17 protein-coding genes and 4 pseudogenes are annotated in these 22,394 nt (G+C 69.2%); 18 read left to right on the forward strand and 3 right to left on the reverse strand.

Annotation, left to right across the window (positions count from 1 at the left end; all coding sequences use genetic code 11):
- Positions 1 to 3: 3 nt before the first annotated feature.
- The 10 genes from ACIP98_RS29475 (at position 4) to ACIP98_RS29520 (ending at position 12,829) form a co-directional block, all read left to right on the forward strand.
- Complete coding sequence (locus ACIP98_RS29475) at positions 4 to 957, forward strand: J domain-containing protein (RefSeq protein WP_319660915.1); 954 nt, start codon at positions 4 to 6, stop codon at positions 955 to 957.
- Positions 954 to 1,361, forward strand: coding sequence for a chaperone modulator CbpM (locus ACIP98_RS29480; RefSeq protein WP_319660914.1), 408 nt, complete (start codon positions 954 to 956; stop codon positions 1,359 to 1,361). Before ACIP98_RS29475 ends, ACIP98_RS29480 begins: the two co-directional genes overlap by 4 nt.
- Positions 1,352 to 3,991 carry an ATP-dependent chaperone ClpB gene (gene clpB / locus ACIP98_RS29485; RefSeq protein WP_319660913.1) on the forward strand — a complete coding sequence of 880 codons (2,640 nt, stop codon included), beginning with the start codon at positions 1,352 to 1,354 and terminating at the stop codon, positions 3,989 to 3,991. Before ACIP98_RS29480 ends, clpB begins: the two co-directional genes overlap by 10 nt.
- Positions 3,988 to 4,437, forward strand: coding sequence for a thioredoxin (gene trxA / locus ACIP98_RS29490; RefSeq protein ID WP_401978860.1), 450 nt, complete (start codon positions 3,988 to 3,990; stop codon positions 4,435 to 4,437). The genes clpB and trxA overlap by 4 nt, the downstream gene beginning before the upstream one ends.
- Before the next feature lie 281 nt (positions 4,438 to 4,718).
- Positions 4,719 to 5,168, forward strand: a complete 450-nt coding sequence (locus ACIP98_RS29495) for a DUF1931 family protein (RefSeq protein ID WP_389255999.1) — start codon at positions 4,719 to 4,721, stop codon at positions 5,166 to 5,168.
- A gap of 298 nt (positions 5,169 to 5,466) precedes the next feature.
- On the forward strand, positions 5,467 to 5,730 hold the full coding sequence (locus tag ACIP98_RS29500; RefSeq protein WP_319660910.1) for a UBP-type zinc finger domain-containing protein: 264 nt from the start codon (positions 5,467 to 5,469) through the stop codon (positions 5,728 to 5,730).
- Entirely contained in the window at positions 5,730 to 7,475 is a 1,746-nt protein-coding gene (locus ACIP98_RS29505; protein WP_401978862.1) for an FAD-dependent oxidoreductase, read from the forward strand. The genes ACIP98_RS29500 and ACIP98_RS29505 overlap by 1 nt, the downstream gene beginning before the upstream one ends.
- A gap of 256 nt (positions 7,476 to 7,731) precedes the next feature.
- The gene (locus tag ACIP98_RS29510; protein ID WP_319660908.1) at positions 7,732 to 8,853 is read left to right on the forward strand and encodes a hypothetical protein; all 1,122 of its coding nucleotides are present in this window, start codon (positions 7,732 to 7,734) and stop codon (positions 8,851 to 8,853) included.
- A gap of 313 nt (positions 8,854 to 9,166) precedes the next feature.
- Complete coding sequence (locus tag ACIP98_RS29515) at positions 9,167 to 10,342, forward strand: glutathione-independent formaldehyde dehydrogenase (protein ID WP_401978863.1); 1,176 nt, start codon at positions 9,167 to 9,169, stop codon at positions 10,340 to 10,342.
- A 309-nt stretch (positions 10,343 to 10,651) separates the two neighbouring features.
- Positions 10,652 to 12,829 (forward strand): FUSC family protein, encoded by a 2,178-nt coding sequence (locus ACIP98_RS29520; RefSeq protein WP_401978864.1) that lies wholly within the window; start codon positions 10,652 to 10,654, stop codon positions 12,827 to 12,829.
- On the opposite strand, the gene ACIP98_RS29525 is transcribed toward ACIP98_RS29520, so the two are convergent.
- Positions 12,803 to 13,342, reverse strand: coding sequence for a phosphate-starvation-inducible PsiE family protein (locus tag ACIP98_RS29525; RefSeq protein ID WP_319660905.1), 540 nt, complete (start codon positions 13,340 to 13,342; stop codon positions 12,803 to 12,805). The two genes, ACIP98_RS29520 and ACIP98_RS29525, sit on opposite strands and share 27 nt — an antisense overlap.
- Positions 13,343 to 13,607: 265 nt before the next feature.
- Complete coding sequence (locus tag ACIP98_RS29530; protein ID WP_319660903.1) at positions 13,608 to 14,042, reverse strand: STAS domain-containing protein; 435 nt, start codon at positions 14,040 to 14,042, stop codon at positions 13,608 to 13,610.
- A gap of 116 nt (positions 14,043 to 14,158) precedes the next feature.
- On the opposite strand from ACIP98_RS29530, the gene ACIP98_RS29535 reads away from it, so the two are divergent.
- On the forward strand, positions 14,159 to 14,470 hold the full coding sequence (locus ACIP98_RS29535; RefSeq protein WP_319660902.1) for a MarR family transcriptional regulator: 312 nt from the start codon (positions 14,159 to 14,161) through the stop codon (positions 14,468 to 14,470).
- Positions 14,471 to 14,582: 112 nt separating this feature from the next.
- Here the strand turns inward: ACIP98_RS29535 and ACIP98_RS29540 are convergent.
- Positions 14,583 to 14,912: pseudogene (locus tag ACIP98_RS29540) on the reverse strand (transcriptional regulator); the annotation flags it as partial.
- Between the two features lie 13 nt (positions 14,913 to 14,925).
- On the opposite strand from ACIP98_RS29540, the pseudogene ACIP98_RS29545 reads away from it, so the two are divergent.
- From ACIP98_RS29545 to ACIP98_RS29575, 7 genes and pseudogenes are all read left to right on the forward strand, one after another.
- Positions 14,926 to 15,180 (forward strand): annotated as a pseudogene (locus tag ACIP98_RS29545) (IS30 family transposase); the annotation flags it as partial.
- A gap of 7 nt (positions 15,181 to 15,187) precedes the next feature.
- Positions 15,188 to 15,493: pseudogene (locus tag ACIP98_RS29550) on the forward strand (integrase core domain-containing protein); the annotation flags it as partial.
- A gap of 1,128 nt (positions 15,494 to 16,621) precedes the next feature.
- Positions 16,622 to 17,614, forward strand: a complete 993-nt coding sequence (locus ACIP98_RS29555) for a ribosome-inactivating family protein (RefSeq protein ID WP_401978866.1) — start codon at positions 16,622 to 16,624, stop codon at positions 17,612 to 17,614.
- Positions 17,615 to 17,809: 195 nt separating this feature from the next.
- Positions 17,810 to 18,298 (forward strand): annotated as a pseudogene (locus tag ACIP98_RS29560) (transposase); the annotation flags it as partial.
- A 358-nt stretch (positions 18,299 to 18,656) separates the two neighbouring features.
- Positions 18,657 to 20,969, forward strand: coding sequence for a xanthine dehydrogenase family protein molybdopterin-binding subunit (locus ACIP98_RS29565; protein ID WP_319660900.1), 2,313 nt, complete (start codon positions 18,657 to 18,659; stop codon positions 20,967 to 20,969).
- Positions 20,966 to 21,898 carry an FAD binding domain-containing protein gene (locus ACIP98_RS29570; RefSeq protein ID WP_401978868.1) on the forward strand — a complete coding sequence of 311 codons (933 nt, stop codon included), beginning with the start codon at positions 20,966 to 20,968 and terminating at the stop codon, positions 21,896 to 21,898. Before ACIP98_RS29565 ends, ACIP98_RS29570 begins: the two co-directional genes overlap by 4 nt.
- Positions 21,895 to 22,377: a (2Fe-2S)-binding protein gene (locus tag ACIP98_RS29575; protein WP_401978870.1), complete on the forward strand. Its 483-nt coding sequence runs from the start codon at positions 21,895 to 21,897 to the stop codon at positions 22,375 to 22,377. Before ACIP98_RS29570 ends, ACIP98_RS29575 begins: the two co-directional genes overlap by 4 nt.
- The last annotated feature ends 17 nt before the right edge of the window (positions 22,378 to 22,394 follow it).

The raw sequence follows: 22,394 nt of genomic DNA on the forward strand, positions 1-22,394 counted from the left end.
GTCATGGCACGGGACTACTACGAGGTGCTGGGGGTGTCGCGGAGCGCGACCCAGGACGAGATCCAGCAGGCGTATCGCAAACTCGCCCGCAGGTACCACCCCGACGTCAACAAGGACCCCGGGGCCGAGGAGCGTTTCAAGGACCTCAACGACGCGTACAGCGTCCTGTCCGATCCCGACACCCGGGCCCGCTACGACCGCTTCGGCGAGGACTTCCGAAAGGTCCCCGAGGACTTCGACGAACGGGTCGCGGCTGGAGCGGGAGGCGGCTTCCGCGGTCGGAGGACCGCAGGCGGGGGCGGTCCCCGCGTCCGGTACGCCACTGGTGTCGGCGACGACTTCGGCGCGGAGGGCATCGACATCGAGGACCTGCTCGGCTCCATGTTCGGAGCCGGCGCCGCTTCAGGCGGCGTCCCCGGAGCGGACCAGGAGGCCGAGCTGCCGCTCACCGTCGAGGAGGCCTTCCGAGGCGGCCGCCGCACCGTCACGCTCGCCGGTCCCACCGGGCAGCCGCGGCGGTACGAGGTCGACGTGCCGCCGGGCGTCACCGACGGGCAGCGCATCCGGCTGGTGGGCGAGGGCGGCCGGGGCAGTGGTGACGCCCCCGCGGGCGACCTGTACCTGCGGGTGCGCATCCAGCCCCACCCCCGGTTCCGGCTGGACGGCCGCGACGTGCACATACAAGTCCCCGTCACCCCCTGGGAGGCGGCCCTGGGTGCGACCGTGCCGGTACGCACCCCCGGCGGCGGCACGGCCAAGGTCACGGTGCCCGCGGGCTCGTCCAGCGGCCGGCGGCTGCGGCTGCGCGGCGAGGGCATGCCGAACCCGCGCGGCGCCGACGGCGACCTGTACGCCGAACTCCGCATCATGGTGCCGCCCACCCTCGGCGACCGGGAGCGCGAACTGTTCGAGGAGCTCGCCGCCACCTCCTCCTTCGACCCCAGGAGGACGCGATGAACGACCGACCCGCGGGAGCGGCAGGCATCGGCCGGGCCGCCGCGGGCGCTCGTCCGGTACGAACGGGCGCCGACATCACCGCCTCGACGGCTGTCCGGTACGGGCTCGTGCCCGCCCCCAGGCTCACCCTGGACGCCGTGGCCCGTCGCTCGGGCCTCCATCCCGATCTGATCCGCCGCTTCGTCGCCCTGGGCCTTGTCGACGCCGAACGCGACGCCGTGGGGGACCTGGTGTTCGACCCCACGGCCCCGACGGTTCTCGCCCGCATCCAGCGGCTGCGCACCGGACTCTGCCTCAACTACGCATCCATCGGCCTGGTTCTCGACCTGCTGGACCGCATCAGCCTGCTCGAAGCCGCCTTGCGCGGCCGCGGCACGAGGAGTGAAACACCCCCATGGACATGAACCGTCTCACCCAGAAGTCCCAGGAAGCCCTCCAGGAGGCCCAGACAGCGGCCGTCGGCATGGGGCACACCGAGGTCGACGGGGAACACCTGCTGCTCGCACTTCTCGATCAGGAGGACGGTCTGATCCCGCGGTTGCTGCAGCAGGCCGGGACCGAGCCGAAGGAACTGCGCGCGGCCGTGCGTGAGGAACTCTCCCGCCGCCCGAAGGTCACCGGCCCCGGCGCGGCACCCGGCCAGGTCTTCGTCACCCAGCGCCTCGCCCGCCTGCTCGACGCCGCCGAGCAGGAGGCCAAGCGCCTCAAGGACGAGTACGTGTCCGTGGAACACCTCCTGCTCGCCCTGGCTGAGGAGAGCTCTTCGACCGCCGCCGGGCGACTGCTCAAACAGGCCGGCATCACCAGGGACTCGTTCCTGAGCGCGCTCACCCAGGTCCGCGGCAACCAGCGCGTCACCTCCGCCAACCCCGAAGTGGCCTACGAGGCTCTGGAGAAGTACGGCCGCGACCTGGTCCTCGAAGCCCGGTCCGGGCGGCTGGACCCGGTCATCGGCCGTGACGCGGAGATCCGCCGCGTCACCCAGATCCTCAGCCGCAAGACCAAGAACAACCCCGTCCTCATCGGCGACCCCGGGGTCGGCAAGACCGCCATCGTCGAGGGCCTGGCCCAGCGCATCGTTCGCGGCGACGTCCCCGAGGGCCTGCGCGACAGGACGGTGTTCGCCCTCGACATGGGCTCCCTGGTCGCCGGTGCCAAGTACCGCGGCGAGTTCGAGGAACGCCTCAAGGCGGTGCTGGCCGAGGTGAAGGCCGCCCAGGGGCGCATCTTGCTCTTCGTCGACGAACTCCACACCGTCGTAGGAGCGGGCGCCGCCGAAGGGGCCATGGACGCGGGCAACATGCTCAAGCCGATGCTCGCCCGCGGCGAGCTCCACATGATCGGCGCGACCACGCTCGACGAGTACCGCAAGCACATCGAGAAGGACGCCGCCCTCGAACGCCGCTTCCAGCAGGTCCTGGTCGACGAGCCGAGCGTGGAGGACACCATCTCCATCCTGCGCGGACTGCGCGAACGCCTCGAGGTGTTCCACGGCGTGAAGATCCAGGACACGGCGCTGGTCTCCGCGGCCACCCTCAGCCACCGCTACATCACCGATCGATTCCTGCCCGACAAGGCCATCGACCTCGTCGACGAGGCCTGCGCCCGGCTGCGTACCGAGATCGACTCGATGCCCGCCGAACTCGACGAGATCACCCGCCGGGTCACCCGCCTGGAGATCGAGGAGGCGGCCCTGTCCAAGGAGACCGACCCCGCCAGCAAGGCCCGCCTGGAGGAGCTTCGCAGGGAACTGGCCGACCTGCGCGGCGAGGCCGACGCCAAACACGCCCAGTGGGAGGCCGAACGGCAGGCGATCCGTCGCGTGCAGGAACTGCGCCAGGAACTGGAGCAGGTCCGCCACGACGCAGAGGAGGCCGAACGCGCCTACGACCTCAACCGCGCCGCCGAACTCCGCTACGGTCGCCTCCAGGACCTGGAGCGGCGACTCGCCGCGGAAGAGGAGCAACTGGCCGCCAAACAGGGTCAGGACCGGCTGCTGCGCGAGGTCGTCACCGAGGAGGAGATCGCCGAGATCGTCGCCGCCTGGACCGGCATCCCCGTCGCCCGCCTGCAAGAGGGCGAACGCGAGAAGCTGCTGCGCCTCGACGAGATCCTGCGCGAGCGCGTCATCGGCCAGGACGAGGCCGTCAAGCTCGTCACCGACGCCATCATCCGAGCCCGCTCCGGCATCCGCGACCCTCGCCGCCCCATCGGATCGTTCATCTTCCTCGGCCCCACGGGCGTCGGGAAGACCGAGCTGGCCAAGACCCTCGCCCGTACCCTGTTCGACTCCGAGGAGAACATGGTCCGCCTCGACATGAGCGAGTACCAGGAACGGCACACCGTCAGCCGGCTCATGGGCGCACCGCCCGGATACATCGGCTACGAGGAAGGCGGCCAGCTCACCGAGGCCGTACGGCGCAAGCCGTACTCGGTGGTGCTCTTCGACGAGATCGAGAAGGCGCACACCGATGTCTTCAACACCCTGCTGCAAATCCTCGATGACGGCCGCATCACCGATGCCCAGGGCCGCACCGTCGACTTCCGCAACACCGTGATCATCATGACGTCCAACATCGGCTCCGAGCACCTCCTCGACGGCGCCACCGCCGAGGGTGAGATCAAGCCGAACGCCCGAGCCCTGGTGATGGGCGAACTGCGCGGGCACTTCCGCCCGGAGTTCCTCAACCGCGTCGATGACATCGTGCTGTTCAAGCCGCTCGGTGAGCGGCAGATCGAGCGGATCGTCGAGCTGCAGTTCGACGAACTGCGGCAGCGGCTCGCCGAACGCCGCATCGCCGTCGAACTCACCGATGCGGCCCGGGAAGTGATCGGCCACCAGGGCTACGACCCGGTGTACGGGGCCCGGCCCCTGCGCCGCTACATCTCCCACGAGGTCGAGACGCTGATCGGACGCGCCCTGCTGCGCGGCGACGTCCAGGACGGCGCCACGGTCCGCGTCGACGCCGAACACGGAGAGCTGGTCGTCACCTACGACCAGCCGGCCGCGGCCCGGGAAGCGAGAGCAGCGTGAACACCACCAGGACGACGACTGTGACCTGCCCGAACTGTGGGCGTGACAACCGGATTCCGGTGGCCGGCGAGGGACGCCCCACATGCGGGCACTGCAAGCAGCCACTGCCCTGGATCGTCGACGCGGGCGACGACGACTTCGCCGAAGTCGCGGACAACGCCACCCAGCCCGTCGTCGTCGACCTCTGGGCCACCTGGTGCGGTCCCTGCCGCATGGTCACGCCCGCCCTCGAACAGGTCGGCCGGGACCTCGCCGGACGGATCAAGCTCGTCAAGGTCGACGTCGACAAGGACCCACGAGTCAGCCGGCGATTCGAGGTGCAGGCGGTGCCGACCCTCCTCGTCCTGGACCACGGGGAGACGGTCGCCCGCCAGGCCGGCGCGGCACCCGCGGACGTCCTGCGCTCGTGGGTCGAGCAGGCGATGGCGGGCCGGCAAACCACGTGAGTCGTGCGGCCGTGCCGGGGGCTCTGGGACGCCACGTCGGCGCTCGGCCGCACACGAACGCAAGGCCGCGTCTGCCTGGGCCCGATGCACCCGGCAGCGTGCCGAACAACACGACGCTCGTCCGCCTGCCCGGGGAGTCGGACGCCTGGGCCTGGCAGGGCAAGTCAGGGAGGCCGATTGGTCCCGACATGCGTATGCGTTCACGTGCCCCGTCGGCGAGGCTGGCGGAGAAACCCAGGGGCCGGGAGCCACCCCGGCGCCCGCTGTCGGAGGTTGCCGTTATGACCGTGATGTCCATCGCCAGGTTCGAAAGGTTCTTCCGTGCGGCCGCGGGGCTGGACGTCGACAAGAACGATCTCAAGCGCTACAGCGACTTCGTCGATGCCAAGCTCTACGATCTGCTGACCGTTGCCCAGGCCACTGCCAAGGCCAACGGGCGCGACATCATCCGGACCTGTGACCTGCCGATCACGAAGGGCCTGCAGGAGAGCATCCATCACTTCCAGAAGATCGACCAGGAAGTGGAAATCAAGCCGATTCTCGAACAGCTCGCGACTCACCCCGCGCTGGACCGGACGCCCGACGAGGAGACCGAGGCGGCTTATCCGGACATCATCGGCGGACTCAGCCTGGCCCTCGCCCAGAGCTTCAAGGTCCTCCACCCCGACCTGAAGAACCCCCAGACCCAGCACTGGGACGAGGCCCGAGCAGTCTTCGACCTCCTGCTGTGAGTGCCGATCGCCGCATCCGCGTCCAGGGTGCCGCCAAGAGCGTTCTGCGACCCCCGCCGGAAACGCGGCAGGCCCTGAGGCAGGGCCTGCCGGCTCGCCGCAGGCGGGCGATCCCCGGCCCAAGGGACCGCTGCGCGGGGCTGGGAACAGCGCGCTGGTGCTGTGAAACCTCGCCGACGACGCGGGCAACGAGTGATGGAGGCGTACCGTGCCCGCCCCTTCATCGACCACCCCACCGACACGTTCCAGCCATCACGGGCCGCTGCTGAGCAGTCCCACCCACGGAAGGAGAACCCTGATGGTCACGATGCCCGACCCGCACCTGGCGCTGGTACGCCCGGTGACGCCGCTCACCCCGGAGGGCTGCGAGGAGTGCCTCAAGGTGCATTCCCCGTGGGTGCACCTGCGGCTCTGCCTCACCTGCGGGCACGTCGGCTGCTGCGACTCCTCGCCCCTCAAGCACGCCAGGCAGCACGCGGGCAGCGCCGGTCACCCCATCGTGCGGTCCTTCCAGCCGGGAGAGGACTGGCGCTGGTGCTACGTCCACGAGGCCCTGGTCTGATGAGCGCGGCCGAGCACAAGCAGAGCGCGGTCCACGAGACACCGGACCGGTACGGGGCGTTCCCGCGCCTGACACCGGAGCAGTTCGAGGCACTCACCGCGAACGGTGAGCGCCGGACGACCGCCGAGGGTCAGGTGCTGTACTGCGAGGGCGACCCGTTCCGGGAGTTCCTCGCGATCCTCAGCGGGACCGTCGAGATGGTCCACGACCTCGGCGGGCCCGGCGAGCGCACGGTGGCCGTGCACGGACCCGGTAGATTCCTGGGTGAACTCGGGTTGCTGGAGGGCCAGGCGGCGTTCGACACCGCCGTGGTGCGCGAGGCGGGCGAGGTCCTGGCCGTGCCGGTGGAGCGGCAGCGCTCCTTGGTCGGCCGCGACCCCGTCCTCGGCGACCTGATCCTCCGCGCCTACCTGGGCCGCCGGTATCTGCTCATCGGCCTCGGCGCCGGCTTCCGGATCCTGGGGTCGTGCTATTCACCGGACACGCTGCGGCTGCGTGAGTTCGCCGCCCGCAACCGGCTGCCGCACCGCTGGGTGGATCTGGAGAAGGACAAGGAGGCGGAGGCGCTGCTGCGCCGGTTCTCCATCCGCCCCGAGGAGACTCCGGTGGTCCTCTGGAAGGGCGAGCGGGTGCTGCGCAACCCGAGCAACGCCGAACTCGCCCGGCTCATCGGGATGCCCGCCCCCTCCCCGGAGGCCGGGCGGTGTGACGTGATGGTGGTCGGTGCGGGCCCCGCGGGACTCGCCGCCGCCGTGTACGGTGCCTCCGACGGACTCACCACGGTCACTGTCGATGCCGTGGCCACCGGAGGCCAGGCCGGTACCACGTCTCGCATCGAGAACTACCTTGGCTTCCCGTCGGGCATCTCCGGGGGCGAGCTCATCGAACGCGCGGTGCTCCAGGCCCACAAGTTCGGTGCCCGCCTCACGGTGCCGGCCCAGGTCAGCGGGCTCACCTCGCAGGACGACGAGTACGTCGTCACCTTCACCGACGGGTCCCGGACCCGGGCAGGCGCCGTGGTGCTGGCCTCGGGCGTCTGGTACCGCCGGCTCGAGGTGCCCGGCATCGACCGTCTGGAGGGCACCAGCGTCTACTACGCCGCGACGGTCCACGAGGCAAGTCTCTGCCAGGCGGATCCGGTCGCGGTGGTCGGCGGCGGGAACTCCGCCGGGCAGGCCGCGCTGTTCCTCGCGAACCACGCGTCCAGGGTCCACCTCCTCGTCCGGGGCGACGACCTCAACGCGGACATGTCGCGCTACCTGGTGGACCAGGTGGAACGGCACCCGAAGATCGAGGTGCTGCTCCACACCGAAGTCCGGGGTGCCTTCGGGGAGGAGAAGCTGGAGTCGCTGATGGTGGAGGACAACGCAGGAGGTGAGCGCCGGGAGCTGCGGGTCGGGGCACTGTTCGTGTTCATCGGGGCCCGGCCGCACACGGAATGGCTCCGGGGCGTGCTGGCCCTGGACGAGAAGGGCTTCGTCCTCACCGGCGCCGACGCCCAGGCGGCGGCCGACCCGACCCGGTGGGACTCGCTCGGCCGGGGCCCGTTGCTGCTGGAGACCACCCTTCCCGGGGTCTTCGCCGCCGGCGACGCCAGGAGCGGCTCGGTCAAGCGGGTGGCCTCGGCGGCCGGTGAGGGTGCCATGGCGATCCGCCTCGTGCACGAGCACCGGGGAAAGACGGGAAGTCTGGTCCGCTCTGCCGGCCCCCCCATGGGCGGGACGGACCGGGCGGGGGAGAGGTAGTGACCCGGCATCGGACTGGTGCCCGGCGACTGGGCGCAACGACTCCGGAGTGAGCGGGAACGCCGCGGTGACGGTGACTCGACGAGCACGAACAGCACGGCGTGGAGGCAGGTGATGCCGGTGGGCAAGGTGGAGGAGGGCCGGCCGTACCTCCTGCACCCGCCGGCGGGGGCCAGCGTGTCACGCCGCGTCCGCGTTACCTCGGGGGCATCCTGTGCGCACGGGCGATCGCAGGGGCAGCCGTCGAGAAGGAGTCATGCGGGTGTCGTCTCAGGGCGTGACGGTCGTTGCTCTCCTGGCGGATCCGGACGCGCCGACGGAGATCGCGCAGCGCATGGCCCGGATACTTCCTGCCCGGCTCGCCGACAAGTGGGGCCAGGGGCGGCGTTTCGACGTCGAGGTGGTCAGTGAGCCGTTCACCGCAGGGACAGAGGACCCGCCCACCTTGATGCGCCGGATCATGGACCGCGGAAGAGCGGAGAGTTGGGACATCGTCGTGGCCCTCACCGACCTTCCGCTGCACTCACACGGGCGCAGGCTCGTTGTGGATCTGAGTCACGAACACGGCTTGGCCCTGCTGTCTCTTCCTCCGCTGGGAGGCTTGCGGCTGCAGACCAGGGCCCGGCGGGCCGTGGAAGAAGCCGTCCTCAGCTTGGCGGGCCCCCGGGCCCCCGGGGCTGGGGGCCCTCCGCAGACCGAGCAGCTCCTGGGGCCCTTCGTCAGTCGCTTCGCGCCTGTTCGCCCGGGGCAGGTCGGTGCGGAGGAGACGGCTGATCTTCGATACGTCGTCAGCGGGCCGCGCGGTTACCTGAGGGTGCTCGTCGGTATGGTCCGCGCCAACCGGCCGTGGCGTTTGGTGCCGGGCTTGTCGAAAGCCCTTGCGGCCGCGCTCGCCACGGGAGCGGTCGCCACCGTGAACTCCACCATCTGGATGCTGGCCGAGTCCCTGAGCGCGCCACGCCTTGTGATCGCCACGGTCGGGTCCGTCGCGCTCATGATCGGCTGGCTTATCGTGGACGCGCAGCTGTGGCATCGATCAGCAGAGGTCTCGCGGGAGGCGAGGCAGAGGGCGAGGCTCTACAACGCCTCGACGGTCATGACCGTGGGTATCGGGGTGCTCGTCTGCTACGGCGGTTTGATCGTCATCAACCTGGTGTGGGCTCTGTTCATCGTCAACGGCCACGTGTTCGCCTCCACGACAGGGACCCCGCTTCACGCCGCGGAATACTGGACGTTGTCCTGGTTCGTCGCTTCGGTCGCCACCGTTGGCGGCGCGCTGGGGTCAGGCTTGGAGAGCGACGAGGCGATCCGGGCGGCCGCTTACTCCAAGCGTGAACAGGAACGTCGCCACTTGCTCCAGGACGGCCATGGTGACTAGCCAACTGGTAACGTGGGCCGGAGAAGCGTTGTTTGTCGGTGGTCGTCCGGGTTCGAAGATTCCGCTGGTCGATCGATGCGTGGATATTTCGCGTCGTGGGGCCGACGGGTTCGGACGATACGCCGCCGGAGCGCCGGGGTTCCGCTTGACGGGCCCGGCTGCGGCATCACCGTTCCATCGGAACCGTGGGCACGGCCCACAGAGGCAGGCCGGAGCCACGGACCCCGTCGCATCCACTCCCGGAGTCAGGCGCTTTGCGCCGTCTCCATCCCTGCCGTGCTGCGGTCATGCCGCGGCACCAAAGGAAGCCATCATGAAAGCAGCGGTATATGAAGGCCGGCGAACGGTCACAGTGAAGGACGTACCGGACGCGAAGATCGAACACCCCTGCGACATCATCGTCAAGATCACCACTACCAACATCTGCGGTTCGGACCTGCACATGTACGAGGGCCGCACCTCGTTCGAGTCCGGTCGCACCCTGGGACACGAGAACATGGGCCAGGTCGTGGAGGTCGGCTCGGCTGTCCGCAAGGTCCAGGTCGGCCAGTACGTGGTCCTGCCCTTCAACATCGCCTGCGGGTTCTGCAAGCAGTGCGAGCGGGGTCTGACCAACTACTGCCTGACCATGCAGCCGGAACCGGCCCTGGCCGGAGCCGCCTACGGATTCGCCGACATGGGCCCCTACCAGGGTGGCCAAGCGGAACTGCTGCGGGTGCCCTACGGCGACTTCAACGCGCTGCGTCTGGGCGAGGACGCCGCCGACCGGCAGACCGACTACGTGATGCTCGCGGACATCTTCCCCACCGGCTATCACGCCACCGAGATGGCCCACGTCAAACCGGGCGACCAGACAATCGTCTTCGGGGCCGGTCCCGTCGGGCTGATGGCGGCCTACTCCGCCCTTCTCAAGGGCGCCGGCCGCGTCTGGGTAGCCGATCACCAGCCCGACCGGCTGCGCAAGGCGGAGGAGATCGGGGCCATCCCGATCAACACCGCCGAGCAGAATCCGGCGGAGGTCGTCAAGGAAGCCACCCTCGGTCTGGGCGCCGACAACGGCTGTGAGTGCGTCGGCTACCAGGCACACGACTCCAAGGGGCACGAGGACGCCAGCCTCACGGTCAACGGACTGATCGACTCGGTCAGGTTTACGGGCGACATCGGCGTGGTGGGCGTGTTCCTGCCCCGGGACCCCGGCGGCGCCGAGGCTCAGGGGGAGCTGGAGGCGCAGGGCAAGGTCCCGATCGACTTCGGCATGATGTGGTTCAAGGGCCAGCACATGGGCACCGGGCAGGCACCGGTGAAGAGGTACAACCGGGCGCTGCGCGATCTGATCGCCGGCGGGAAGGCGAAGCCGAGCTTCGTCGTCTCCCACGAACTCAGCCTGGATGAGGCCCCCACCGCCTACGAGCACTTCGACGCCCGTGACGAGGGCTGGACCAAGGTGGTCCTGCATCCGAACGGCCACGGGAACGGCCACAAGCGGTAAGCGTCCCGGGTCCGCCGTCCCACCGGTCCCCCGGACCGGGCCGGGGACGGGCGGCGGTCTGCCCGTCCTCCGGCCGGGGCTCGAACGATCCCCGCGCTCCGGGCGGACCTGGACCAACGGCGACTGCCCGCGCGGCCCGGTAGGCCGGACGGCTGACGCTCAGCAGTGTCCGCACTGGCTGCGCCCCGTCGCAGCCGCCGCGGCCGCCCGTCCGTTCGCGAGGAGGGGGAGGTTTCCTTGCCCGACGGCTGCAACACCTCGATCAGGCCGGACGCGACTCGGCAGGGTGTTCCGGCTGGGCTCGCACCCGTGACGTGGCTGCGGGCCCTCGGGGAGGTCGTGCGATCCGGGCTCACGATCGAGGAGACGCGGCTGGAACCCCTGCTCGCACTGCGTACGGCTGCCGGGGTGGCGATCGTCCTCGGGCCGGTGCTGTGGCTGGTCTCCCCTGCGTACGCCGCGTCCGCCGCCCTCGGTGCCTACTCCGCGGGTGGGGCCACCTTCCAGCGCACCTGGCGTCCACGCAAGGTGATCGCGCTCGGCGCGGGCGCGGGTCTGGCGCTCAGCACCTTCGTGGGCTACCTGGCTGCGGGTCGGCTCGTGACCTTCCTCCCCCTGCTGGCCGTCTGGGCGTTTCTCGCGGGGATGGCGTGGGCCGTCGGATCGACCGCCGGGATCGTCGCCGCGACGACCGTCGGCAGCATGCTGGTGACCATCACCCTGCCCACGAGCGTCGGGCGAGCCTTGGAGCACGCCGGGATCATCGCGCTCGGAGGCGTGGCGCAGGCCGTGCTGATCCTGCTGTTCCCGATCCGCCGTTGGGGGGCGCATCGTGACGCGCTCGCCGACGCCCTGGCCGCCGTGGCGGACTACGCCCGTCGGCTGCGGCACGACCCCACCGCCCCGTTCGACCCGGAGCCGCTGTTGACGGCCCGGGACGCGGCCGCCGTGACGCCATCACAGGCCCGCACCCGTCCCTCCGTGCTCCACGGCCCCAGGGGTCTGGCCGAGCGCATTCGGCCGGTCGTCGCCGCGCTCGCCGACCCGGACGTCGGCGCCCCGGCGGAGGGACCCGGTCGGGACCGCGCGCGGGAGTTGCTCGACGCGGCCGCCGACGTCCTTGACGCGGCTGCCCGCACGATCCGCCGCGGCACTCCCGCCGAGGTGCCGGCCAAGAGCGCGGAGGTCCTGCACGTCGACGACGAGCACGAGGTGCTGGAGGGGCCCGCCCGGCAGGCCGCCGAGCGGCTCGTGGAACTACTCGGCGAGGCGATGGAGATCGCCGGGAGCGGCGGCGCGCGCGAAGAGGCGCCCACGCCACCCGGCCCCGCGGGCGCCCAAATCCTGCTGCGCCCGACCATGTTCCGGCTGCTCCCGGTCGTCGTCCGGGCGGTCCGCCGTGAACTCCGCCGCGACTCCCCGGTGTTCCGGCACGCCATCCGCCTGGCGGCGGTCGCCACGCTCGGCTATCTGATCGCCACCCGGCTACCCCTGGCTCACGGCTACTGGGCGCCCGTCGCCTCGGTGATGGTGATGCGGCCGGACTTCCACCGAACGTACGCGCGTGCGGTGGCCCGTCTCGCCGGGACCCTGGCGGGGGTCGCGCTCGCCACCGCGCTGGTGCAGACCCTGGGCCCGGACCCCCACGTGTCCGGCGCGCTTGCCGTGGTCTCGGCGGGCCTGTCGTACACGCTGATCCGTACCGGCTACGCCTACTCCCAGTGCTTCACTGCCGCATATGTCGTCTTCCTGCTCGGCATGGGCGGCCAGGCCTGGGAGCAGACGGTCCCGGAGCGGGTGGTGCTCACCCTGCTCGGCGGGGCCCTGGCCATGCTGGCGTACGTGGTGTTCCCCGCATGGGAGACGCCCCGGCTGCCGAACCGGCTCGCGGACTGGCTCGCGGCCAACGGCCGCTACGCGGCCGCGGTGCTCCGCAGCCACGCTGAACCGACCCGGGAGCATCGCGCCGCCATGCGCAGGGCACTGCTGGCGAGCAGGGAGGCTCGCGCTGCCTGGCAAAGGGCCTACGACAGGGCGAGGCAGGAACCGGTCCGGCCCAGGGGGCTGACGTCACGGGAGGCGGAGGAGGCGCAGGACGCACTCAAGGGGTTCGGCCGGGCGGCGATGCTCATGGAGAGCCACGTCCCGCAGGCCGACAGCCGTCTCGTCCCCGAGGCGCAGCGGTTCGCCGAGGCCCTGGAGGCGGATACCGCCCAGGCGGCACTCGACGTGCGCGAGCACAGGAATCCGGACTGGGGGCGCGTGGAGAAGGCGCTCCAAGCGTGGGAAAGCGCCGCCGCCGGGGACCGGAGCCCGGTAGTGCGGCGCGGGGCGGAACTCCAGAAGCGGGCCCTGGAGGACCTCACGACGGCCGTCAGCCGCACACCCCTGGAACGGGACGTCGGCTCTGCCCGCGAGGAGCAGCGGATGCGGGCGGCCGCTGCGGCGGAAGACGGCGGATCAGGACCCGCGCACCGGGGTGGGTGACGGCGTCGGCGACGATTGGCGCCGCGCCTCCTGGAGCGGGAAGTAGTCTCCCGGCCGCGTCGAGCGCCGCCACACGTACGCCGCAGTCGCCATCACGAGGATCAGCCCCGCAAGGATGAGCAGTTCGACCCCCTCGACGTTCCACCGGAAGGACTTCTCCGCCTCGGCCGTCACGATGAGCACCTTGCGAACGCCGGCGATCAGGCCGACGACGAGAAACGGCTCCGCGTCCAGGGTCTGGTTCCTGATGGTGAGGCGCACGGTATGGAGCAGCTCGGCCACGATGAACAGCACAAGGCCGTTGTCCAGAGTGGAAAGAACGACCGTCTCCTGCCGGTACGGCCCCTGGACCGACCTGATGACGTCGTGGACCACCCCGACCGTCAGAAGCCCGGCGAGCAGCACGAGGAGCGCCGCGACAACGAGATGGATGCCGTCCTCGATGAACTGCAGGAGGCCCTGTACCCGGCCGCCGCCCTCGGTCTTCGGGAGAGTGAGTCGCACAGGCAGCATGCTAGGTGTGCCCCGGCCCGCAGGCGCGGCGTGCTGCCGAACGGGTGGACAGTATCTCTTCGGTGCCCGAGGTTCATGGATGCAGGTCTTCGGCGGCGTCGGATGCGGTCGGACCGGCCACAACGACCCGTACAAGGCGACGGGGACGCTACGCGCCGTGGACGAACTGCTGCGCGCAAGTGCAGGTGGAGTTCACGACACGGGGCGAGACCACCCCGAACAGCTTTCTTCGACGTCCGCTGCGCACAGTGCCCACCCACTGTCGTCAGAGGCTGCGAGTAAGCAATGTGCGGGTTTCGGTCAGATCGAGGACGCGCGCGACGCGCGGGCTCATGACCTTGATCGTCAGGTTGCCGCCGCCGCGGGCCTCGAAGGTCCTGGCCTTCAGTAGCGCGTTGAGGCCCGCGCAATCGAAGAAGGTGACCCCGGACAGGTCCAGCTCGAGGCCTTCGGGATGGGCGCGCATGGCCGCGACGAGGCAGCGTTCCAGGTCCGCGGCGCATCCAGCGTCCACTTCCCCGGTGATCACCGCCACCACTCCGTCCGTTCCGCGCGTGGCGAGGCTCAGCGTGGCCCGGCCGGCGAAGCTCCGCGTGCCTCCGGGAGGCAGATGGACGGGCAGCGCCCAGGGGTCCAGAGCGGTGTCGTCGTCTTCGTGGGTGTGGTCCGGCCGCGACATCGTGGGCTCCCGCTGCTCCACCAGGGGGACTTCCTGCCACCTGTGATGATGCCCAGACCGGCGACGTACGTCAAATGAATCACGAAATATTTTTCGTGGGTTGATAATCCGGAAACAGCGAGCGCATGATGGGGCGTATGGACGGAGACGCACAGGACCGGGACCAGCCAAGGTGGACGTTCCTCACCAGTCACGCGCGGGTGCTGATCATGATCGCCCGCGACCCCGGCATCAGACTCCGCGACGTGGCCTCCGCATGCGGCCTCACGGAGCGCACGGTGCAGGGCATCGTCTCCGACCTGGAGGAGGGCGGATACCTCGTCAGGTCCCGGGAGGGTCGGCGCAACCGATACGAGATCGTCCCCGGCGCCATGTTCCGTCATCCGGCCGAGTCCGACCACGAGATCGCCGGCCTCCTGGCACTGATCACCGAACCCCCGGCGCCCTGAGGCCGCAGCGTCGCCGCTGCTGCAAGCTGCTACGAATGAGCGGATACGCAGTTGCACCCCGGCCCGCCCGCCCACCTGCACCGGCAACGCAGGCCTGGCACCGCCGACCGGCTCAGATCCCTTCACGCCACCTGGCCGTACCCTCCAGAGACGGTGACAGGGCGGAAGTGCTCGACATGGCTCGTGTGTCGAGCGGGGTGAGCGGGGTGAGGCGTTCGGAGTCCTCGGTGCCGGGGTCGGGGGTGTAGATCATGATGCGCAGGTCGCTGCCGGCCACGGTGAGTACGTCGCAGTCCAGCCGCATCGGTCCCACTTGCGGGTGGTCGATGGTTTTGCGTGCCGCTTCGTGTCGGCCGACCGCGCCGGAGTCCCACAGTTCCGCGAAGCGGTCGCTGTGTGTCCGCAGTTCGCCGATCATGTGCCGTAGCTGCCGGTCGGCCGGGCGGCTGCCCGCCACCGGCATCCCCGTGTTCTTCGCCGATCCGCACAGCCCATGGCAGCGAGGCACGAACGAGAACACCAACGGACTCCTGCGCCAGTACTTCCCGAAGGGCACTGACCTCTCGCGCTGGTCCGCCGAAGAAATCGAAGCCGTCGCTCACACACTGAACACCAGACCCCGCAAGACACTCGGGTGGAGGACCCCGGCCGAGGCATTCAACGAGCAGCTACTGTCGCTCCAACAAGCCGGTGTTGCAACGACCGGTTGAGTCCAGGCAATACACATCGTTCGCGCTGACCGAGCATCTCGACCGAGCAGGCATCGCGGCATCGATCGGCTCCGTCGGCGACGCATACGACAACGCCCTGATGGAGAGCACGATCGGCCTGTTCAAGACCGAGCTCATCAAGCCCGGCCGACCCTGGAAGACACTCGCCCAGGTCGAACTCGCCACCGCCGAGTGGATCGACTGGTACTGCCACCGCCGACTCCACGGTGAGATCGGCCACGTCCCGCCCGTCGAATACGAGGCCGCCTACTACACCGCAGCCACAAAACCACAGGTCACAACCACCATCTGAGATCTCCACCAAACCCAGGGCGATTCATCCTGGACCGACGTGATCACCAACGCCCTGCAACGGCTCACAGCCCTACCAGACCGGGCTGACCAGCAACTTCCCGTCGTCACGATCAGGACCACCCGACCGGAGCCGTGGAAGCCGGCGCCCACCCGACGCGACAGCCGGGCCACCAGCCTGCCCACCTGCACGAATCTCGGCCCCGGAACAAGCCGAAAGGGTCCGTCAGGAAGCTGACGGGCCCTCATGCAAGATCGAGGCTAGAAGCGCGGTGGATCCGGCAGTCGGAAGCAGGAGACGCTGGCGGAAGAGTCCCCGTGTCCGGTGATCCGGACGAGCGGCTTACCCTCACCCGCCTCCGGCCCCACCGAGACCGAAAGCCCGCCCAGACCCGCACGACGCTCCCACCGCGCCCCACAGCGCACCCGCCCCCATGCCAACTCGGCCAGTCCGATGACCGCACCCGGCGGCAACTCGAGGTCTGGGCAGGTGGCAGTTGGTCTGGTGCTGCGGTCATCTCCAGGCCCCTCGAAGTCTGGTCTGCGCGGTGCGGGACCGAACCAAGGGCAAAATACCCGGAGTCCACGAAACGGGGCGGCGCTCGACCGCATGCCCGCAGCGTGCAGCGGGCACATGTCGGCCGCCGCCTTGGCGGTGTGGCTGACGTAACACGCACATCTGGATGATGTCCATCATTCTCATGTTAATGTAGTTGACACGGCAAGCACATCGGCTGCGTTCGAGGGTCGACGTTTGCACCCCTGCAGGATTAAGGAGTGGCGGAATGCCCCTCGGTTCAAGGCCGATGTCTCCGCTGACCCAGCGCATACCAACTGGGCTGGGTCAGCGCCGTGCGGCAAGACGCGACTGAGGGTAGGGAACGCGCGATAAAGGCCATAGGAGACTCATAGAGTCACCAGCGGCATCGGTCGCCGTCCGGAGAACTCGATTCCTGTCACTTTCGTGCTGACGGTCGATCGGTTGAGTCGCCCTATTGATTCCGCTTCCTCTGTCGGCCTCGCCCAAATGCCTGGCTCGCCGAGTAGTATATGCAATAGTGCAGAATTCTCCGAAGAGATGCATGGCACTGTCTAGCCCAGCCCTCTTTCATCTGACGAAAGGAATAACATGCTAAACCAATCGCTGTTCCCAGTGCTGGGTCGCAGCACAATCAACAGATTGTTCGCTTCAATTGTGGCTCTCTTTATGGCCGCAGCAGCTTTGGCCTTTGCGGCAGGGCCGGCCAAAGCGGACACCCCATCTGGTCAGATATCCCACGTGTGGCTGGATATTAGTACAGGTCCCAGCAGTAACGCTGTAATCCAGTACTCAACATTCCTAGCCAGCATTCGGAATGCTGCGGGTCACTCTGTTGGCGGGGTGTACGCCACGCAGAATGCGGCAACCTCGCTCGTTCGAGCAGATATCAACGTGAATGGACAGAGTCTACGGCTTTGGATTTCTCCCCACAATCTGTACCTTCGCGGATTCACTAATCAAGCCGGCGTCACGTTCTGGTTTAGGCCGGATTCCGAGGAGAATTACAACCTGCCAGAGGTCATGGAAAACCTGAGCAGAACGGCAGGCTCGAGTGCTGTTTTGCTCCCCAATTTGGGGACGATGCAGCAACTTCCCTACGGGGCCGACTATAATGACGTGGTGTCGCGCACCGGCAACGTCAACGGAAACCCGTACGACAGGTCGCAATTGGATGCAAGTTTCTACGGCTCCTTCGGCCTGAACAATTCGGTCTATAATCTTCTGTACGTGAATCAGAACGACCAATACAGCTCGACCATGGCTCGTTCGCTACTGTTCCTAATCCAGTTCACTTCCGAAGCGGCCCGATTCAACGATGTGGAAGGCAGCTTCAGAGGCGTGATGTCTGGTACTCAAAGGGTGGGGATCCCGGCAGCTCAGCAGGAACTTGAAGGCCACTGGCGGGCGATTTCTGATTCCCTGAATCGCGCGTTCGCTAATCAGGGTTTCCCGCCTGTTTACGTCGGCCCCCATGTTGGCACTCTGTACAGTGCCACTGACGCGACACGCTATCTCAGGATGGGCCTGGGGAATGTTCTTTACGTCAATCCCACTGAGGACTGGTGGCACACAGAACTGTAACTCGGTCCCGTGCGCGCCCAGTAGCAGTGGCCCTGGCGTAATTCTGGTTTGACGCTTACGCCTGGCCTCGGTCTTTCTTGATGGTCCGCCGACGGAGTCGGCGGACCATCTTGTTGCGGGTGGCGGAGGCTGGCAGGCTGAGGGCCCGAGTGTCGTCTCGGGGTGGCGCCGGGTTCCAGTTGGATCACCGGCGTCCGCGACCCCAAGCCCGTCTGGCTGTGGTCCTCACGCACCGGCATGACCGGCGCCGACGTCGACCTTCGCTGGCAGGCGTTCCTCCGGCGCTTCGACCTGGAACACACCTTCCGCCTGTTCAAGCAGACCCTCGGCTGGACTGTCCCGAAGGTTCGCGACCTACACACCGCCGACCTGTGGACCTGGCTGATCATCGCCGCCCACACCCAACTCCGCCTCGCCCGACCACTCGCCGAGGACCTCCGCCGCCCCTGGGAACGCCCCGCCGAACCCCGCCGGCTCACCCCCGCTCGCGTCCGCCGGGGGTTCCGGCACCTCCGCGCGAAGACGCCCCGCCCGGTAGCGGTGCCCAAACCCTCCAAGCCCGACCCCGGACGCCCACCGGGATCGAAAAACCGCAGGCCAGCACCACACTACGAGCCCGCCAAGACCGCGAAACGAGCCGCAACCCTCACCGAACACGTCCGCTCGAAACAGCAGCAGGGTTAAAGATCAAGCTCAGGCAATCAGCACCGCCTCGGCAACGTGGTCAGTGCCTTCTCACCTCGAGTCGTAACAGGACTGCGTTGAGGTCCAGTTCAGGCTGGCGCAGGTCGGCCAGGCGCCCGTCGCTGGTGGCTTCCTCACGCCTGCCGGGGCGGTCAGCCACTCCTCGGGTTTGAAGCGATGCGAAGCGGTGGCCCGAACGCTCGACATGCGCGGACTCGGGCGGGGTGCTTAAGCTCCACTACAACCGCTTCAACGCGTGTTTGGTCTGTCGCGATGCGGGACCCCGGGTGTGAGGCCCGACGGGGACCGGGCGGCGTCGTACCCGGAACCTGAGCCAGTACCAGTGAGAGGTGTGGTTGTGCATCATTGGTCACGGCGTGAGGACGAGCGGCTGCTCACGGGTAAAGGTCGCTACGTCGCCGACATCGATGTGCCGGGCTGTCTTGACGCGGTGTTCGTGAGGAGCAAGGTAGGTCACGGTCTGCTGCGCGCGGTCGATTGCAGTGCGGCTCGCGAGGTGCCCGGTGTGGTGGGCGCCTGGTCCGCCGCGGATCTCGCGGACTTGCCCGCGTGCGTGCACACGGCCGCGGACCTGCAGGACCTGCCTCCGGTGCCGCACACCGTGCTCGCCAAGCTGTCCTCGGACGAGGCGGTTGCCGGCCGGGAGTGGCCGGCGTTGGTGAAGCATCGGGTGCGTTACGCGGGCGAGGCAGTCGCGGTCGTTCTCGGTGAGGACCGCTACCGGGCCGAGGACGGGGCGGCCGAGGTGACCTTCCAGGTCGACCCGCTGCCCGCCGTGGTGACGCCGTCCGAGGCCGCCACGGATGCGACGCGGCTCTTCGAGGGCTTGAGCAACATCGCCCTGCGGGGCGAGACCGGCAGTCCCGTCGAGGACGAGGTGTGGCGGGAAGCGGCCGCCGTGGTGGAGGGCCGGTACCGCCAGAACCTCCTGATGCCCACGCCGATGGAGTGCAGGACGATCCTCGTCGTCCCGGAGGGCGACCGTCTGACGATCTGGTCGGGGCACCAGATGCCGCACCGGCTGCGCCGTGAGACGGCGGCACTGCTCGGCTGGTCGCAGGAGCAGATCCGGGTGGTGGTGCCGGACACCGGTGGCGCATTCGGCGGCAAGAGCGCCTCGTTCCCGGAGTTCGTCGTGGCGGTCTTCTTGGCGGTCGAGCTCCAGCGACCGGTCCGGTGGATCGAGGACCGTCTGGAATCGATGACGGCCGCCACGCGCGGCCGCGGGCAGGACCAGCGCGCCCGCCTGGCCGCCGACGCCGAAGGACGGCTTCTCGCCTACGAGCTCCACATCGACGCCGACGTCGGCGCCTATCCTCACCTCGGGGTGGGGCTGCCGATGCAGACGGCCTGGATGGCGACCGGCGCGTACACCACCCCGCGGGTCCACTCGACCGTCCGCTCGGTCCTGACCAACACCATGCTCACCTACCCCTACCGGGGTGCCGGGCGGCCCGAGGCGGTGATGGCGCTGGAACGGTGCATGGACATGATGGCCCGCCGGCTGGGGCTCGACCCCGCGGAGCTGCGGCGCCGGAACTTCATCCCGCCCGAGAGCTTCCCCTACACGACCCCCACCGGGCGGACCTACGACAGCGGCGAGTACGCCCGCGCTCTCGACCTGGCGCTGGAGACCGTCGGGTACGACGCATGGCGGGCCGAGCAGGCCCGGCGCAGGACGGATCCGGCCGCCAAGCCCCTGGGAATCGGCCTGTCCTGCTATGTCGAGCGCTCCGGCGGGGAGCCGGGCGGCCTGCACGAGTTCGGCAGCATCGAGGTTGCCGCGGATGGCACGATCACCGCGCGGTGCGGCGCCGCCTCCAGCGGCCAGAGCCACGAAACGGTGTTCCCCGCGCTGGTCGCCAAGACCCTGGGGGTGGATGAACAGCGCGTCCGGCTGATCGAGGGCGACACCGGCGAACAGCCCCAGGGCCTGGGTTCGTTCGCCAGCCGCACGGCCCAGGTCGCCGGTGCGATGCTGCAGCACGCCGCCGAACTGGTCATCACGGAGGCCAGGCAGCGAGCCGCAGAGCTGTGGAATCTGCCCCTGGAACAGGTCGAGTGGGCCGATGGCGCGGTGCACGCCGCCCACGACGGCGCGGCGGCCATGGACGTCAGCGAGCTGGTCAAGGCCACCGGCCCGATGCGCGTGGAGGACCGCTTCGAGACGGGCATGGCTTTCCCCTTCGGCGCCCACGTGGCGGTCGCCGAGGTCGACCCCGAACTCGGCACCGTGGAACTGCTGAAGGTGGTGACGGTCGACGACTGCGGGGTCCAACTCAACCCCGACATCGTCCGCGCTCAGGCCTTCGGCTCTGCGCTGCAGGGCATCGGCCAGGCCCTGTACGAGGCCATCCCCTACGACGACGCCGGCACCCCGATGCTGGACAACGGGCTCCTGGACTATCTCCTGCCGACCTACACCGAGGTTCCGCCCATCGAGGTCAAGGACACCTGCACGCCCAGCCCCAACTCACCACTGGGCGCCAAGGGCGCCGGCGAGTCCGGCTGCATCGGCCTGCCGGCCGCGATCGTCAACGCCGTAGTCGACGCACTGCGTCCGGCCGATCCCGACCTGCTGCAGATGCCGCTCACCCCGGACGTGATCTGGCGAGCCGCCAGGGCACCGAAGCAGGAGGAGAACCGGTGAAGCCCGCAGCCTTCGACTACATCGCCCCCCGCACCGTGCCCGAGGCCCTCGACGCCCTCGCAGACGGGGACCGCATGACCCAGGTCCTGGCCGGCGGCCAGAGCCTGCTCCTGGAGATGCACCTGGAGCGCATCCGCCCCGACCTGGTCGTCGACATCAACCGCATCCCGGAACTCGACCACCTGCGCGTCATCGACAACACACTGCAGGTCGGCGCCCTGATCAGGCACCAGGTCTTCGAGTCCGCGCAGGCCGCGCCAGGTCCCCTCGGCTCGCTGTTCGCCCTCGCCGTCGTCAACATCGCCCACCCGCCCATCCGGTCACGCGGGACCATGGTGGGCAGCTTCGGCTGGGGACACCCCGCCTCCGAATGGTGCGCCATCGCCATGGCCCTGGACGCCGACATCCAACTGCAAGGACGCCAGGGCGCCCGAACGGTCGCGGCCCGCGACTACTTCCACGGCCCGCTCACAACGGAACGCCGACCCGGAGAACTGATCACCTCGGTGACGTATCCGCTGCTCACCGAGGACACCGGCGTCGGGTTCATCGAGCACCGGCGCACGCACTTCTGCTTCGCCCAGGTCGCCGCCGCGGCCGTCCTCACCGTGCACGACGGAGTGATCCGCGAAGCACGCATCGGACTGGTCAACTGCGCCGACCGCCCCCTGCGCGCCCACGCCGCCGAGCAAGCCCTCACCGGCGTCGAGATCGGCCCACCCGCGGACGGCTACCAGCTGCCGGAAAGCCACCCCTTCGCCCGCGCGGGCCGCATCGCCGCCGAGCAGGACGCCGACCCGATCGCCGAACCGTACGCGGACCTCGAATACCGGCGGCACGCCATCGCCGTCGTGACCGCCAGGACCCTGTGCCAGGCGGCGAACGACCACCGGTCCCGCAGTGGCAAGTCCCAGGGAGACGGCCAATGAAGATCACCCTCACCGTGAACGGCGCGAACTACCCCCTCGACGTGGAGCCCCGGCGCATCCTGGCCGACGTGCTGAGGGAGGACTGCCGGCTCACCGGCACGCACCTGGGCTGCGAGCACGGCGTGTGCGGGGCCTGCACCGTGCTCGTGGACGGCGAGGCCGTGCGCTCCTGCCTCATGCTCGCCGTGCAGTGCGACGGCAGCGAGGTCCGGACCGTGGAGGGACTCGCCGCACCGGACGGCGAGCCCAGCGCTCTGCAGCGGGCCTTCTCCGCCGAGCACGCCCTGCAGTGCGGCTTCTGCACGCCCGGCTTCCTCATGGTGGCCGCCGGGGCGCTGGAAGCCGACCCGAACCTGGCCGATCACCCCGAGCGCGTGGACCACATCGTCGGATCCAACGTCTGCCGCTGCACCGGCTATGAACCCATCCGCCGAGCGATCACGCGTGCAGCGCGGGAACAGCGGCAGCCCGCGACCTGACCTGCCTCGCGCCAACC

The organism is Streptomyces sp. NPDC088354 (assembly GCF_044753585.1).
Classification (GTDB): domain Bacteria; phylum Actinomycetota; class Actinomycetes; order Streptomycetales; family Streptomycetaceae; genus Actinacidiphila.